This window comes from Chitinophaga sp. (assembly GCF_036569125.1).
In the GTDB taxonomy this organism is placed as follows: domain Bacteria; phylum Bacteroidota; class Bacteroidia; order Chitinophagales; family Chitinophagaceae; genus Chitinophaga.
The window spans coordinates 1-17,026 of record NZ_DATCRF010000574.1 but is presented as its reverse complement, the minus strand read 5'-3'; the positions used below and the strand labels follow the sequence as shown (position 1 = coordinate 17,026).

Genomic DNA, 17,026 nt, shown 5'->3' with positions numbered 1-17,026 from the left:
TAACAAAGCTGCTCTTCAGCACAGATGCAGGTAAGGAATAACCGATAGATGCTTCACGCAGCCTTACCACAGTAGCGCTGTACACATATTGCTCACTTACACCTGCACGGCCGCCAACAGTGGTATACCAGGTTTTGGCATCTATGGTGCTTACCGGTTTTTTATCAGCATCCACACCATTAATAGTTACACCACCGGCATCACGGGCATCGCCGCTGGCTTTTGATACGCCGTATTGATCCAGCATGGCCTGTGTCATAGACAATACCTGGCCGCCAAATTTGCCATCCACCAAAAAGCTTACGCTAAAGTCTTTAATGTTAAAGCTGTTGTTCCAGCCGGCCTGCCATTTAGGATTGGGGTTGCCAATGAACTTTTGGTCTGCAGCTACCATAGGTAAGCCGTCAGCGCCTATCATAACACGGCCCTGCTCATCACGTTGTAATACGCGGCCGTAAATATCGCCATAAGAACCGCCTACTTTGATCAGGGAAGTGTAGGCATTGGAACCCGGATCTGTTAAGATGAACTGATCAATGCTGGGCGCCAGCTCTTTCACTGTATTCTTGTTCTTGGAGTAATTGATGGTGGTGTTCCATTTAAAGAACTTGCTGTTCACCAGGTTGTAACCTAACAATACTTCCACACCTGTGTTCTGAATATTACCGGCATTCACATAGCGGAAGCTGTAACCGGTGCCCGGTGGTACGGCTATCTGGAAGTACTGGTTAGTGGTATTGGTTTTATAGTAAGTGAAATCAAAGTTCAGCGCATCTTTCAGGAAACGCCATTCGGTACCTACTTCCAGCGATTTTGTTTTTTCAGGTTTCAGATCGGTAAAAGGCTGAATAGTGTTGAAGTCAAAGGTACCGCCTGAAACGCCCAGCTTATTTACCGGGTGTGTTACGTAAATAGGTACGGAGTTACCTACTACAGAATAAGAACCTCTCAGCTTGGCGTAAGTAATAGCCTGCGGCATAGGTATCATATCATGCAGTATGAATGATAAACCTGCGGAAGGATAGAAATAAGAGCCGTTTGGTGTAAAGCTGAGGTTAGATGACCAGTCGTTACGGCCGGTAAGGTCCAGGAATACCAGGTCTTTAAAGGAGATGCTGGCATTGCCAAAAACAGCCTGCAGCTGCTGATGGCGGCTGGGCTCCGTACTGATCTGGCTACCGGGCGTCATGTTCTGCAGCGTAAAGAAGTTAGCTACATACAGGCTGCCGTTATAGGAATCAGCCCTTAAACCTTTTGTTTTGGTATCTGTAATGCTGGAACCTAATAATGCATTCAGCTTAATAGCGCCGAAGGATCTGTTCAGGTTCAGGATCACATCGCCATAGAACTGGGTGGTGGTAAGGTTGCTGGTAATGTAACGGCCATTGGGACCGGAAAGCACGCCATTGGTACCTGCATAAATGCTGGCATCATAGGTATCATTGGTACGGTCCATATTACCGCGTGCCTGCAGGCTTAACCAGTCGGTAAAGTCATATTTGGCAGATGCGCTGAACAGGGTGCGGTTACGTTCTGTAACACTGCCGTTCCTGTTTATGATCCAGTAAGGGTTCTGCTGCACGTCTTCATTAAAGGGCCAGTTCTGTAAGTAGATCTGTCTTACATCATCCAGCTTGGTATAATTATCCTTGTAAGGCTGCATGTTTAAACCGCGTGGAAACAGGTACAGGCCTGTGAGCGGGTTAAAGTATAAACCTGTTACAGGGGCGTTGTTTATTTTTTGAATGATCACATTAGCGCTTCCATCCAGGGTTAATTTGTTATCCAGGAACTTGCCGGTTTCACGGAAAGTGATGTTATGCCTGGAAAGATCATTTTCCGGTATCACGCCGTTCGCACGGGTATTGGCATACGAAAAATAGGTCTGCATTTTTTCTGTACCGCCGGAAAGGCCAACAGAGTTGATCCAGGTATAACCTGTGCGGTAAAAGTCTTTTACATTATCCGCTGCGCTGTTAATAGCAGGGCCCCAGCTTTGCGTGGCTGCATTGGGATCCTGGCCATACTTGTTCTGGAACTCAGGTTTGATGGCTACACGGTCCAGCTGAAAGCCACTGGAGAGGTCTATTTTGGTAGCGCCGTTCTTTCCTTTTTTGGTGGTGATCAGGATTACGCCGTTAGCGGCCTGGCTGCCGTACAATGCAGATGCTGATGCACCTTTCAGTACAGAAATGCTTTCAATATCATCCGGGTTCAGGTTAGAGATACCGTCACCGCCATCGCGGCCGGGCGCGTAGCTGATAGTACCATCGCCACCCCAGGTGCTGTTAGGCTGCTGTACAGTATAGTTGGTCATGGGTATACCATCAATTACATACAGGGGCTGGTTGCTGCCCTGCGCTGATTTGTTACCACGCAGCACTACCTTAACAGAGCCGCCTGCACCGGAGCTGCTGCGGTTAATGTTCACACCGGCCACCTTACCGTTCAAAGAGTTCATTAGGTTGGGATCTTTTGCAGTGGTGAGCTCTTCACTGCCGATGCGTTGTGTGGAATACGTAAGTGATTTGGGAGTTTTCTTTACACCCAGCGCAGTTACTACTAATTCATTTAAACCTTTTACATTGCCTTGCAGGGTAATGTTCACCGTGGTGCTGCTGCCCACAGGTACTTCAGTGCCAACAAAACCAATGGAGCTAAATACCAGCACGTCACCGGGGTTGGCGGTGATCTTAAATACGCCGTTAGCGTCTGTTTGTGTACCCTTGTTACTTCCTTTTACCTGTACGGTTACACCGGGTAATGGTGTGCCCTGGGCATCGCGTACGGTGCCTGTTACGTCCTGCTCAACCGGGGTATGAGCAAATGTGGGAGTAGCTGCAATGGCTTGCATGCGCGCATCTCCGGCCAGTACCAGGCAAAGTATCACGCTTGCCGGTCTGCATGTCCATGAAAGACGGAATTTTCTGTTCATATGCTAGTTTGGTTGAAATGTCATGGTTTACGTTAGGCAATAGGATCCCCCTCAGCTATAGCGCTGTGTTTTTTCATAATCATAAATGCTGTTTACACGTTAAATTTTACACGTTAAGTTGGTGCACGATTTTGTTGACCTTTAAAGGATGCAGATAAGAGGTCGTACGAAAAGTACCGAAGTACCATCGCACAAAAAGAAATTTTAAAATAAAGTTAACGCGGCTGCTTAAGCGCTTTGGAATACGCATCCAGGCAGCGTTTGCGGGCAGCTTCGTGTGCTATGATGGGAGTGGGGTAGTCTAATGTATCCAGCTCAGGCACCCATTTTTTTATGTAGTGCAGCTGCGGATCAAATCTTTTTGTTTGCAGGGTTGGATTAAAGATCCTGAAGTAAGGTGCCGCATCACACCCGCAGCCTGCGGCCCATTGCCAGTTACCATTGTTGGCCGCCAGGTCAAAGTCCAACAGCTTTTCCGCAAAATAAGCCTCGCCCCAGCGCCAGTCTATTAATAAGTGCTTGGCTAAAAAAGAGGCGGTTACCATTCTTACGCGGTTATGCATAAAACCGGTTTCATTGAGCTGCCGCATACCGGCATCTACCAGCGGGTAACCGGTAGCGCCCTTGCACCAGCGTTCAAATTCCTGTTTAGGATACCGCCACTTGATAAAATCATAGTCGGCTTTAAATGCTTTGCCTTCGCCTACTTTGGGGAAATGCCAGAGAATGCTTTGAAAAAAATCGCGCCATATCAATTCCGACATAAATACCGCATTCAGCTCCTGCGCTGCCTGCAGCAGCTTGCGGATGCTAACCGTGCCAAAGCGCAGGTGTACGCCCATGTGCGTGGTGCCGGTTATAGCGGGTATATCCCGCTGCTTGTCATACTTACGTACAATATCTTCATCCAGTGTAGCAGAGGGGAATGGGATGCCAGCGCCCTTAAATCCCATCGACTTTAAAGAAGGGATCCGGTGTGCAGATTGCTTGTAAAAATTGTGGAAGTATTTTTCAGTGGGATAGCTTTTTGCGTAAAAATCATTCAGCGTGGCTTGCCATCTTTTGCTGTATGGGGTATATACCGTATAGGGATCCCCGTTATCTTTCAGTACCTCGCCCTTTTCAAAGATCACCTGGTCTTTATAGGTATGAAAGCTTACACCATGCTCTTTCAGCAAATGCTGCACTTCCTGATCTCTTTTAATGGCATAGGGTTCATAGTCGTGATTGATAAAAACCTTTTCAATGTTATGTTGGGCGAGCAGCTTTTTAAACACCTCTATGGGTGTACCATAATATACTTCCAGGGAAGCGCCTTTTTGTACCAGTGCTTCCTGCAGATCTTCCAGCGCTAAACGGATAAATTCTACCCGGCGGTCTGTTTTTTCTTCCAGGTCGTCCAGTATAAGCTTATCAAAAATGAAAACAGGTATCAGGGGTTTGTCTTGTTTTAATGCATGGTATAATCCTGCGTTGTCATCCAGGCGAAGGTCGCGCCGGAACCAAAAAATGTTAACCTTCATAGTATCAATGTATGATGATGCTTAAAGGTCGTATTTATTCTTTACTTATGGCTTGTCCCACCATAACCTGGTACCGCCATTGTCCGGCCCGCCCAGTGCCTGTAAAGCCCTGGCCACGCCCTGCGGATTGGTGGCATATTCCAGCTGCGGGAATGCAATGCGGCGTATAAACGTTTCAGTAGGTATTTTGCCATTGCTGTAATTCAATACTACGGGGAATAGTTTGGGGTAACCGGTACGGCGGAACTCGGCCCAGGCTTCTTCGCCTTCCGGGAACATCGCAATCCATTTCTGGGTAATAATGCGTTCCAGCTTTTGAGCGGTGGTAGCGGTATTATCCCACTGGATGGTAATGTTACTCAGGCAGGGACTGCTGGCCGGTACATTATTAGCAGGGTTCCTGGGATCTGTATAGGGCCGGGCTGTGTAGGAATGATTAGTGATGTATTCCGCAAATTCGCTGTCAAGCTGGTATTGTGCAAACGAGGTATGAACGCCCTGCTCATAATTACTGCCGGCATCACCCGCGCCTTTCCAGCCATACAGGGCTGCTTCTGCTTTCAGGAACCAGGCTTCTGCTGCGGTCATCAGCTGTATGCGCGAGGGCAGGGGCGCCAGTTTGGAAAAGCCATTGTAAGTATCCCGGCTGCTGATGTTAATGCCATTACGGATACCGTTATACGAAGAATCGCGCACATCGGAATACACGAAGTAGGAAGGCAGGCGGGGATCATGGTAGCCGGTCATAATAGATTCCATGGGCGCACCCATACGAATGTCGTTCCACTTATAACAGATCACGTACAGCGGGTGTGTAACCGGGCTGATGTTGATGCTGAAATTATCTGCTGCTGTGGTTAGCAGCCCCAGGGGATGTTGCAGCGCTGCCTCTCCTTCCTGGCGTGCTTTATCCGGGTCCGCTTTGGAAATGCGTATGGCCAGCCGAAGGCGCAGGCTGTTGGCAAACTTTACCCATTTAGTATAGTCGCCACCGTAAGCCAGGTCAAAAGGTGCAAAGTTCTTTTGGCTGCGGGTGGTGTAGAGCGTTAGCGTATCAATGGCGGCTGAAAGGTCCTGGAAAAAGGCGTTGTAAGCATCCTGCTGCGTATCATAATCCACGCTGCGGTCTGCATTAATAATGCCATACCGGGTATAGATAATGGGGCCGTATACATCGCTTACCCGGTGCATGGCAGCTACCCGCAGCAGCTGCGCCCAGGCATAAAAATCGGAGTACCGGCCTTTTGATTTTTCCTGTACAAACTTGCAGTTAGGCATTACGTTGCCATAGGCAATGGTCCATACATGGTTGTTCCAGTTATCTAAAAGATCGTAGGTAGTGTTATTGCGGTTGGATTCAAAAGGGGTGGGCGTCATCATGTAACCGGAGTACACATCGCCTATCAGGTTTTGCTGTACCTGCGCCGTGGCGGGGTCATTGCTTACCACAATATTCAGCATGGTTTGTATCAGCGGCTCACCCAGCAGCTTCAGGTCCGGCGTTAGCTCATCCTCATTAAAATCGTAGGGGTTTTCGTTGATGCTTTCAAAGTTTTTGGTGCATGCGCTTAGCAACAACCCGCCCAGGCAGGAAGCAGCTATCACACGTTTTATCTTATTGTAAACACACCCCATTTCTATGTGAAATTACGCAGGTTTGACCGATGCTTTTTACATCATATCACCTGTTCCGGTTTTTTCAGTTCATCAGAAACCAACTCTCAAATTCAGGCCCATGCTGCGCACAGCCGGCTGCCCGTATACATCTATGCCTTGTAAGCCATTCCCGGAGCTCATAGATACTTCCGGGTCAAATGGCGCATCCAGCTTAAAAAAACAAAGGTTCCTGCCTACCAGGCCAGCCTGCAATTGCCGGATCCATTTGGACCGGATGGGCAGCTGCCAGCTAAGCGATACTTCGCGCAGGCGTACGTTGGTGGCGCTGTACATATACAGATCGCCAATGCCGGCACGCCCGCCAATAGTAGTATAATATTTCTGCGCATCGTACTTACCGGAAAAGGGCGTACCATCTTCATTCACGGCATTTAATGCTACGCCGCCGTTATCCCGGGCCTTTGCGCTGGCTTCACTTACGCCATATTCATCCTGTATGGCCTGGGTAATGCTCATTACCCTGCCGCCAAACTTACCATCTACCAGGAAGCTAAAGGTAAGCCCTTTATATTCCAGGCTGTTGTTCCAGCCCAGCGTAAAACGCGGGTTAGGATTGCCAATGTTCTTCAGCACATCCTTATTGGTTTTCAGGTGCCCGTCGCCGTCAATTACATACTGGCCCTTTTCATTTTTATAAAGCTCTTTATTGCTGTAAATATCGCCCCAGGCGCCGCCTTCCTTAATAAAAGAGCCGTACATATTGGTAAGGAAGTCCGTTAGTATAAAGTAGTTATCCGGCCCCGCGCCCGGTATGCTGTTGTTGCTGAGCTTTATTACGCGGTTCCTGTTAAAGCTATAGTTAAAGCCAGATTGCCAGCGGAACTGTTTACTGCGTACGGGCACCAGCGTTAGGGTAGCTTCCAGCCCGGTGTTCTGGATATTGCCCAGGTTCAGGTAATAGAACAGGTAACCGCTGCCGCTGGGGGCAGGCACTTCCATGTATTGCTGGTAGTTATTGTTCTTGTACCAGGTTACATCCAGGTTCACGCGGTTATCCAGCAGGCGTACTTCTGCACCGGTTTCCAGGGAACGGTTGTCTTCCGGTTTCAGGTACACGCCAGGGTAGGGGGACCGGGTGTTGAATGCAATACGCGTAACACCGGCCACTGTTTGTAAGGTGAACCGCGCCGGCCGCGATACATAAGGCGCAATATCATTACCCACCTTTGCATAGGAAATACGCAGCTTGGCAAAGCTGATGGCTGCAGGCAGCTTTACCATATCGCTCAGCAGCGCGGTAATACCGCTGGAATAATAAAAGTAGCCTTTACTGCTGATGGGCGTATAGGCAAAGGTGCTGGACCAGTCGTTACGCCCTGTAAGGTCCAGGAACAAATAATCCTTAAAGCCTAGCTGGGCGCTGGCAAATACGGCCTGCAGCTGCCGCTTTTCTATGTATTGCTGTGCATCCAGCGCATTGCTGGAAATATCTGCTACGGAAAAGTGATTGGCAACGCTTAAGCCCGGGTTGGCATTTGGGTTGGTGCTGATGAGCGTACGGTCATGCGCGCGCACATCCATAATGCTGGAACCTATGGTGGCGGCAAGCTGCAGCCGGTTGTTCCACTTTTTTACGGCACTCACTAAAAGATCGCCATACAGCTGGGTATTGTTCTCTTTCTCCAGTGTATAACGCCCATTGGGTGGCGAAAGCACGGTTTGGGTGCCGGCATAGGCTTTCAGCTCGTACTGGTCGGATGAGCGGTCGAAGCTGCCCCTGGCCTGTATAGAAAGCCAGCTGTTCACCAGGTACTTCATGGATAAAAAGCCCAGGCTGCGTATGCGGTTCTCTTCCCGCAGGCTCCTGTACAGCAGCCAGTAAGGGTTCTGCTGATCGTCCTGGCCGGTCCAGTCCTTATCATTACGGATATTCCACCAGTTTTGTAAGGGCATGTTGCGGGCTGCATCAAAATACTCGTAATTCTTATAGCTGTTGAAATTAAGCCCGCGCGGAAAGTTGTATAAACCGGTGAGGGGGTTAAAGTATAAGCCGCTGGCAGCGCGGTTCAGCGCTTTTTGCAGCATAAAGGTTACGTTACCATCCATCAGCAGCTTATTATCCAGCAGGCGCAGGGAGCCGCGATAGTTAAAGGTATGCCGGTCCAGTTTGGAATTGGGCAGTATACCTTTGTTATTGGTATTGGAATATGAAAAATATGAAGGCGCTTTTTCCAGGCCGCCGCTGAAAGAAACAGAATTGGTAAAGGTTACGCCGGTATTAAAGAATGGCTTAACATGGTCGGGTGCTGTAACCGGCGCGCCCCAGCTATCCGCAGATCCGGGCTGCGGCTGGCCTTTATCATCAATATAAGGCGGCGTGGTTTGCCCGTAGCGGTATTGCAGCTTGGGCAGCAGCATGGGTGTTTCAATGGTAAGGTCGGAGGATACATTGATGTGTCCTTTGCCCGGCCGGCCTTTTTTAGTGGTGATCACAATTACCCCATTGGCGGCCTGGCTGCCATACAAAGCGGCTGCAGAAGGGCCTTTGAGTATGCTGATGCTTTCAATATCATCCGGGTTCAGGTTAGAGATGCCGTCACCACCATCACGGCCGGTATTGCCTACAATGCTGCTGGATTCTCCCCAGATGTTGGCCGGCTGCGAAGGGGTGTAGTTGGCCATGGGCACGCCGTCAATAATATACAGGGGCTGGTTTTCCCGGGTGGATTTATTCCCTCTTAAGATCACTCTTGCGGAGCCGCCAATGCCGGAGGCGCTGCGGAAAATATTTACCCCGGCAATTTTGCCGGACAGGCTGTTGATCACATTTGCATCTTTTACCCGGGTAAGGTCTTCATTACTGAGCTGCTGCGTGGCATAGGTAAGCTCTTTGGTTTTTTTGGGAATGCCTAAAGCCGCTACCACAAACTCATTCAGCCCTTTAATAGATTCCTGCAGGGTTACATTCAGCTCCTCATCGCTGTTATCCAGGATCACTTCTTTTTGTAAATGACCAATGGACCGGAACACCAGCACTTCTGAAGGGGCGGCGCTGAGCGTAAAGCTGCCATCTGGCCCGGCCTGTGTGCCTTTGGTGCTGTTCTTTACCAGGATGGTAGCGCCGGAAAGGGGGGCGCCGTGCGCATCGTATACCCGTCCGCGTATTTCCTTTTCCGGCAGCCGGCCGTTCACCAGGGTTACACTGTTCAGGGCCTCCTCCGGTCCGGGGTCCGGGCCTACGATGATCTTATCTTCTTTGAGTACGAATTTTAGCCCGGTTTGGCCGGCCAGTATTTGCAGCGCTTCCTCCACCGGCATTTTATTACAGCGCAGGGTGATCTTTTTTCGGAGGCTTTGGCTCAGGTCTGTTTTATCGTAGTGGAAATTAAGCCCGGTTTGTGCGGAGATCTCTGCCATTACGGCTTCCAGCGGTTTGTTACGGGCCTGTATGCTAACGAGTATAGGTATATCCATGCACGCTGCCGGCAGCCATGTTAACAACAGGCCGGCAGTCATACTTACCATATAGCAGTATGATCTAAACGTTGTCATGGGCTAAATGCAAATGGTTAATGGAGGGCCTTAGTTCTTCAGTACTATCGTATCATTGCTGATCGTATAGGAAAGGGACTTGGCCAGGCATATGGTCTCTACTACATCCTGCAGGCTTTCTTCCTTAAAGAAGCCGGTATACTTCCACTCTTTCTTATTGCTTTGATTGATGACGGTAACTCCATAACGGTTCTCTATCTCGGTGATCACTTCGTTGTACGAGGCGTCTTTAAACACCAGGTAGCCCTGTTTCCAGCCGGTGATCTCTTCCGGTTTTTCAAAGGACGATTTTACCAGTTGCAGGGATTGCACATTGTAATGCACCTGCTCATTGGGCAACAATATTACGCTATTTCCCTCTTTATTATTATCAAGTACATGATCTATTTTCACTTTGCCTGTGAGCAGCGCCACGGTGATGCGGTTCTCATGCGCATAGTCGCGGATGTTGAAAGAGGTGCCCAGCGCAGTGGTTTGCAGGTTACCGGTATGTACGGTAAAGGCGCTTTTTTCATTGGATGCCACGGTAAAAAAGGCTTCTCCTTCTTCCAGGTATACATCGCGGCGGGCGCCGGTGAACTGTAAGGGATAGCGGATATAGCTGGATGCATTTACCACGATGGTGCTGCCGTCTGCCAGCACTACGCGTTCTGTGGCGCCTTTGGCGGTGCGCAGCTCCATAAACCCGTCTTTTTCAGTACGGCTGCTTTTGGGAGGGGTGGTTTGTGCTATGGAAGCCCCGGCCGGTAAAGCGGTGCGGGATTGTTTCAGGTAGGTGAACAGCCATGCGCCGGCCAGCAGTAATACGCTGGCGGCGGCAGCCACATAAAAATACAACGGACGCAGCTGCCGGCGGGGCGCCTGGATCCTTTCCCCGATGCTTTGCTTCACGGCTTCCAGCTGCAGGGGCAGGTCATCATCCGCCACGGGGGTAGTATGATGCCGGTTTACGCCTTCAAACCATTTTTCAATGATCGCTGATTCTTCGGCCGTGCATTGTCCCTGCGTATAGCGCTCCAGTATCTGTTTTATGTGTTCTGTATCCACCGTTTCGGATTTATGATTTACCAGTAGTCGTATAAGTGAGACTTAGGTACTACTATTTTAGATTTACGATTGCAGATTTTAGATTTAGCTAAAATTAATGGCTTCCGTATTTACAATCGTTAGTTTTGTCCCTGTTTTGTTTGATATTATGGCTGTCCGATGCTATGGCCGGCGCCGCTTGTTTCCCCCCTTTATTCTCTGCTCCCATCCAATCCTCAAATTCCCATCCGCACCAATCCCAATCTAAAATCGTAAATCTAAGATCTTAGATCCTGGTGTGATCTTAAGATCTTCAGCGCTTTAGTGATCTGGTTCTTCACGGTTTGCTGTGATAGTCCCAGCCGCTGGGCAATTTGTTCTATGGATTGATGTTCCAGCCTGCTGAGCATGAATATTTCCTTCATGCGGTCGGGCAGGTGGTTGATGGCTTCCAGTATTTCCTGGTTTTTTGCTTTATAATCAACGGCTTCCGTAATATTTTCCGGCTGCGCATCAAAATGTTCTATAAGCTGCTGCAGGTATTTCCGGTAAGAGGTGTTCTTGCGGTAAATGTCAATTACTTTATGCCGGGCGCTCTGGTACAGGTAAGATTTCAGTGATTCGCTGATCTGCAGCTGTTTACGTTTTTCCCACAGGGATACAAAAAGATCCTGCAGCACATCCTTGCTGATCTCCCCGGTTTCCAGCTTGCTCAGGATGTACAGGTACAATGGCTTGCTGTAACGCTCGTAGATGGCGTTAAAGGCCGCGACGTTATCGGCCCGGAGCAAGTTAAGTAGCTGTTGATCTGAATAGTTGCTGTACATCAGGATTACAGGTACAAAGAATATTTGGTTGAAAAAGTGAACAGCGTGTCTTCTACCTACCGTTGGGCCTGAAAATAGAACAATGTTTTGAATTGCAGAAATAAATCTGCCATGGGCGGAAAGCGCAAAGCATAAAGCAAAAAGCTAAAAGCTTAATGCTGAACGAGTAGTAATTAATGAATGGTATTGATCCGGGGGTATGTAATGCTTTATTAGTCTGTTTTAGCTTTTATGTCTTCGGCAGTTGTGATGGGTATTTAGCATATTGTTTTAATAGCGCCTATAAGCGTTCGGCCTTCCACTTTCACCAGCCATACCAGCCCGCGCATGCTCCGGTTCTCCGCATCCTGATCTATCAACATCATTACGCGTTCAGCCTTCTTCCCAGTGTACACGTACCTGAGCTTCCATCCTTGCTTCTTCAATCGCAATCAGCCTCACCAGTTTACACATACCTGAGCCGCCATCCTTGCTTCTTCAATCGCAATCAGCAATCAGCCTTCAGCATAACACCTTCAGCTTTATGCTTTCAGCTTTCTGCTTTCAGCTTTCCGCTTTACGCCTCCTTCAGCCTCAGCTCATGCTTATATTCCTTCGGCGTTTTCCCAACGATCTCCTTAAAGAACCGGTTAAAGTTAGAGAGGTTCTTAAATCCGCAGGAGTACGCAATTTCTGCAATAGACCAGTCCTCCTCTGTTAGCCGCTTACAGGCATGGCCAATACGTACTTCGTTCAGGAACTGTACAAATGACTTTTTGGTACGGTTCTTAAAAAAGCGGCAGAACGACTGCGGGGAAAGGTTGGTGATGCCTGCTACATCCTGCAGGGATATTTCCTTGGAGAAATTGTTCATCACGTACTTGAACACTTCGTCGATCTTGTGGTTGTCCTTTACATTAAAGGCATGGGAGTAGCCGGTGCTGGCCAGGAAGTAATAGTCCCGCGTTTCAGACAGCGTTTTCAGAATGCGCAGCAGGGAAATAATACGGTCCAGCCCTTCTTTTTTGGGCAGGGCCAGTATTTCGTCTTTCAGCGCTTCCTGGGTATTGCCAATGATCTTCATGCCGCGTTGCGCGCGGTGGAACAGTTCTGAAAGCGCCTTGGTTTCCGGCAGGCCATAGAACTTATCGCCAAAAATATCTTTTGGAAAATAGATCACTACAGAGCGGGCCCTGAGCGATTCAAGCCCCTGGTAATAATCCTCCTCGTTATACCATACATGCGGAATGTTAGGCCCCAGGAAAACCATGTCGCCTACATCAAAGCTTTCAATACTGTCGCCCACAATTCTTTTTCCATGGCTCTCTGTAACATATACCAACTCGCACTCCGGGTGGAAATGGAAAGGTGTGTTAAAATGCGGATCACTACGCTCTATAATGGTGATCTGGTTGTCTGCAAAAGCCCCAACTTTAATAAGGATGGGTTTCATCCGGTTCTGTGTTTTATGTGTTTGGTCGTAGTGTGTTGTCTCTTAATGGCAATGGTCAGCGTTGCCCGCCCCCCGCGGGCGTTTTCCTGTGAATGATGCCAATTTATTAATTTTTGGTTAAAAAACTATCATTTCCCGTAAATTAGCTGTTGGAGAGAGTATTGTTTTTTTGACAAGTATTTTTGTATTTTACACAGGGCTAAATCGATTGAGCGTTTTATACCTGCGCTCAATAGGAAGTTCCGGCACACCTGAATTACAAGCATAAGCACAAACTATTATCACGAATGAAAGGAATTTCTATAAAGGACATCGCCAAACAGGCGGGGGTGTCTCCTACCACAGTTTCTTTTGTACTGAACGGAAAAGCCAAGGAAAAACGGATCAGCGACCAGGTTAGCAAGAAAATCCTGAAGATTGCCAATAAGCTCAAATACAAGCCTAACCAGCTGGCCCGCGGTTTACGCACGGGTAAGACCAAAACCCTGGGGCTGATCGTGGAAGATATTGCCAACAACTTCTTTGCCAACGTGGCCAAAGTAGTGGAGGATGAGGCAGACAAGCATGGCTATAAGGTATTATACGGCAGTACAGAAGATAACAGTGAAAAAGCACACGGCCTGCTGGAGGTATTAAAATACCGCCAGGTGGATGGTTACATTATTACGCCCACCAAAGGAATGGAAAAGGAGATAGAGCTGTTGAAAATGGTGCGCAAACCAGTAGTGCTGATGGACCGTTACTTACCGAATGTAGATTCTCATTACGTGGTGGTGGATAACTATCAGGGCGCGTATGCCGCCACTACACACCTCATAGAGCAGGGATACCAGAAAATAGCCATTATCACCACCACCTCTGACCAGGTGCAGATGAAACAGCGTATGGATGGTTTTATGGCAGCCTTCAAAAAGCACGGGTTACCCTATAACAAGAATGTAGTAAAACGCCTGCCTTTTGAAATGGACCGGGTAGGGCACACCCAGGAAATTACCAAGTACCTGAAAGCAAGCAAGGTAGACGCTGTATTTTTTGCCACCAACTACCTGGGCATTTATGGTATAGAAAGCATCCGTTCACTGGGCCTTCGTATAGGCGCCGACGTGGGTATGGTATGTTTTGATGATCATGATCTTTTCCGCCTGCACAGCCCTTCTATAACCTGTGTATCACAACCCATAGAAGAAATAGGCAGGCAGATAGTGAATGTATTGATGAAGGAGCTGAATCATGCCTCCAGCACTTCTCAGCAGCTGGTATTACAACCTACGCTGGAAGTAAGACAATCCACTATGAAAGAAGTGGAGCCTGTTGCCTAAAATGCGTACATGCATGTGAGTTATTCTACCCGTAAACCATAATTTTTGTTAAAGAAAGCTTAAGGCAGGATCGTAATGATCCTGCTTTTTTTTTGCTAACCCCCTGGTTTTATTTTAGCAGAAACTGGGGTTGTTTTAACTATTTTATTGAAAATGATCAGATAAGCTTGCAGATTATAAAAAAATTATCTATGTTTGATGTTGATAAGTGATTGGAACATAATCAGTGATTAATGATTAAAAATTTTATGTTATAAGTATAAACCCATATACTTACGACATATCAGGTGTTTTCATTTTTTTAAGAGAGTAATACAAACTTTTTCACAACAGATAACGTATTTATGCTTTGGGTGGGACAAAACAAAAAAGACCTGAGGTGTACAGCGGGAAAAATATTATAATAATTTTTACTGTTTTGAAATAAATATCTATATTACATTATATTACAATAGATTTTACTAGAACAACTATACCAACAATTGCCGCTTTCGGGTTGTAAAAAACAGCATAACAGCGGAGTTACTATTTGAAACCTAATGAAAATCTTATTGAACCTATGAAACAATTCGACACAACGCCATGAAAACCAGCACTCATAATGGTGCGCAATACTTATTCCTTATACCTAAACTACAGATTGTAAATAGCAGGCCACTCTGCAAATGAAACAATAATGAATAACTATTGCCAATCTCGTTATCCCCTGCGGTGGGATGGTTATAACTATGCCAATTCACACATTAACGCTTTAACACTATAGTAATTAATCTAAAAAAGAGTAAAATGAAAAGATCGCTCCTCGTATGCGCGGTACTTTTCCTGCTATGTGCCAACTTTGTTTATGCACAGGAAAAGAAAACTGTAGCCGGTATCGTGCAGGATGAAAAAGGTGGCCCGCTCGTGGGTGTGAGTGTACAGGAAAAAGCCGGTTCGGCTGGTACGCTTACGGACGCTAACGGTGCCTTTAAATTGAGTGTCAGCACAGAAGCTGCGCTCGTATTTACGTACATCGGTTACGTAAAACAGGAAATACCTTTAAATGGCCGTGTTTCCTTAGCCGTAAGAATGGCGCCGGATAGCAAGGGTCTGAATGAGGTGGTAGTAACAGCTATGGGTATCAAAAAAGAACGCCGCAAGCTGGGTTATGCCGTTTCTAACATCTCCGGCGAAGATCTGGTAAAATCCGCCCCCACCAACTTTGCATCTGCAATGTATGGTAAGGCTGCCGGTGTAAGCATTCAAACCGCTCCCGGTGGTAGCACCAGTGCTGCCATTATTAAGATCCGCGGTGTAAACTCTATTAATGGCGACGGTCAGCCGCTGATCGTTGTGGATGGTGTACCTATCCGTAACGACATCATAAACACCGGTGATGCCAATAAATATTGGGTAGATTCCCGTATCCGTGGTAACAGCTTGCTGGACATTAACCCGGAGAACATTAAGGAAGTGAACATTCTGAAAGGTTCTGCCGCCACTGCGCTGTATGGTTCCAGTGGTAGTAATGGTGTGGTAATGATCACTACCAAGCAGGGTAACAGACGTGCTGGCATGGGTGTTGATTTCAACTACTCTTATGGTATAGAGCAGGCTGCTGTGCTGCCGGATATACAATCTGAATACGGTCCTGGTTATGACAGGAAGAACATGGTTGGTTCCGGTTACCCGGCCGATGGCTGGATTCCCCTGGGCGATATTAATGGCGATGGTAAAACAGACGTAAGGGTACCCTATGATGTGGATGCCCAGTTCGGACCCAAGTTCGATGGCAGGGATGTAGTATATGTGGATGGTAGCACCCGTAAATATGTTGGAACCAGCGATAACTGGAAGAAGCTGTTCAAGAATGGCTACAGCTCCCAGGCTAACATAGCATTATCCAACGCGAATGACAGAGGCAGCTACCGTTTTTCTTATAACCGTATTGATTACAAAGGCATACAGATCGGTGGTAAACAGCAAAAGAACAACTTTAACCTGAATACCTCTTATAAAATAACTCCCCGGTTAAGCACCGACGTTTCCATAACTTATGTGAATGAATACGTGCATAACCGTCCGGAGCAGATGAACCGTGTATTGGCAAGCTATGCAGGTTTCTTCAGTGCCTTTGATGATATGGACTTTTTCCTGAAAAAGTATGAGACCACCAAAGGTTATAAGTATGTAACGCTTGACAACTCAAGCCGTGACCCGGAGGAATCGTTTAAATATCCCTTCTATGCTACTGACTTCCTGGACTTCCTGTGGAAGCAGAAGCGCAACAGCTATGACGAAAAATCCAACCGTTTTATTTCCAGCTTTACACTGAACTATGATATCGCCACCGGCCTGAAGTTCCGTGGCCGTATGGGTACAGACTTTACCGGTTATACTTCTGAAACCAAAAACTATTCAGAGTTTCCGCTGTATGTTTCTGAATCCGGTGCATATGCAGTTAACAATAACCAGTATAATATTGCTTATGGCGACTTATTGCTGACCTATAACAAAGATTTCTCTCCGAAATTTGGCTTAAATGCCAGCTTAGGTTACCAGGCGCGCCGCGAAGAACGCCGTTTCAGCGGCATGAGCACAGCAGGTGGTCTGCTGCAGGAAAACTGGTTCACTATACAGGCTTCCAAAAACCCTGTTACCGGACAGAATGATACCAAAAGGACTTCTTATTTGCAGGATGGTATCTTCGGTATTATCGGCTTAAGCTATCGCAACTTCCTGTTCCTGGAAGGTACCGGCCGTTATGAAAGAGTATCTGTACTTGCACCCGATAAGAATAGTTACTTCTATCCCAG

10 protein-coding genes are annotated in these 17,026 nt (G+C 47.5%); 2 read left to right on the top strand and 8 right to left on the bottom strand.

Translation table 11 applies throughout. The features are described from left to right. The 8 genes from VIM87_RS21640 to VIM87_RS21605 all read right to left on the bottom strand — a co-directional run. The coding region (locus VIM87_RS21640; protein ID WP_331999023.1) for a SusC/RagA family TonB-linked outer membrane protein at nt 1–2,935 on the bottom strand (2,935 nt) is incomplete at its 3' end. Nucleotides 2,936–3,150: 215 nt separating this feature from the next. After that, the gene (locus tag VIM87_RS21635; RefSeq protein WP_331999022.1) at nt 3,151–4,458 is read right to left on the bottom strand and encodes a deoxyribodipyrimidine photo-lyase; all 1,308 of its coding nucleotides are present in this window, start codon (nt 4,456–4,458) and stop codon (nt 3,151–3,153) included. Between the two features lie 45 nt (nt 4,459–4,503). Then, the gene (locus VIM87_RS21630) at nt 4,504–6,063 is read right to left on the bottom strand and encodes a RagB/SusD family nutrient uptake outer membrane protein (RefSeq protein ID WP_331999021.1); all 1,560 of its coding nucleotides are present in this window, start codon (nt 6,061–6,063) and stop codon (nt 4,504–4,506) included. Between the two features lie 102 nt (nt 6,064–6,165). After that, the gene (locus tag VIM87_RS21625; RefSeq protein WP_331999020.1) at nt 6,166–9,600 is read right to left on the bottom strand and encodes a SusC/RagA family TonB-linked outer membrane protein; all 3,435 of its coding nucleotides are present in this window, start codon (nt 9,598–9,600) and stop codon (nt 6,166–6,168) included. A gap of 57 nt (nt 9,601–9,657) precedes the next feature. After that, nucleotides 9,658–10,674: a FecR family protein gene (locus VIM87_RS21620; protein ID WP_331999019.1), complete on the bottom strand. Its 1,017-nt coding sequence runs from the start codon at nt 10,672–10,674 to the stop codon at nt 9,658–9,660. A 257-nt stretch (nt 10,675–10,931) separates the two neighbouring features. After that, a complete protein-coding gene (locus VIM87_RS21615; RefSeq protein ID WP_162277562.1) occupies nt 10,932–11,444 on the bottom strand; it encodes an RNA polymerase sigma factor in 513 nt (170 codons plus the stop codon). A 293-nt stretch (nt 11,445–11,737) separates the two neighbouring features. Further along, nucleotides 11,738–11,875: a hypothetical protein gene (locus VIM87_RS21610; protein ID WP_331999018.1), complete on the bottom strand. Its 138-nt coding sequence runs from the start codon at nt 11,873–11,875 to the stop codon at nt 11,738–11,740. 161 nt (nt 11,876–12,036) lie between these two features. Next, nucleotides 12,037–12,912: an AraC family transcriptional regulator gene (locus VIM87_RS21605; RefSeq protein ID WP_331999017.1), complete on the bottom strand. Its 876-nt coding sequence runs from the start codon at nt 12,910–12,912 to the stop codon at nt 12,037–12,039. 287 nt (nt 12,913–13,199) lie between these two features. On the opposite strand from VIM87_RS21605, the gene VIM87_RS21600 reads away from it, so the two are divergent. Both VIM87_RS21600 and VIM87_RS21595 read left to right on the top strand, forming a co-directional pair. Beyond that, nucleotides 13,200–14,231 (top strand): LacI family DNA-binding transcriptional regulator, encoded by a 1,032-nt coding sequence (locus VIM87_RS21600; RefSeq protein ID WP_331999016.1) that lies wholly within the window; start codon nt 13,200–13,202, stop codon nt 14,229–14,231. Between the two features lie 786 nt (nt 14,232–15,017). After that, nucleotides 15,018–17,026 (top strand): SusC/RagA family TonB-linked outer membrane protein (locus VIM87_RS21595; RefSeq protein ID WP_331999015.1); only part of this gene is annotated, 2,009 nt, incomplete at its 3' end.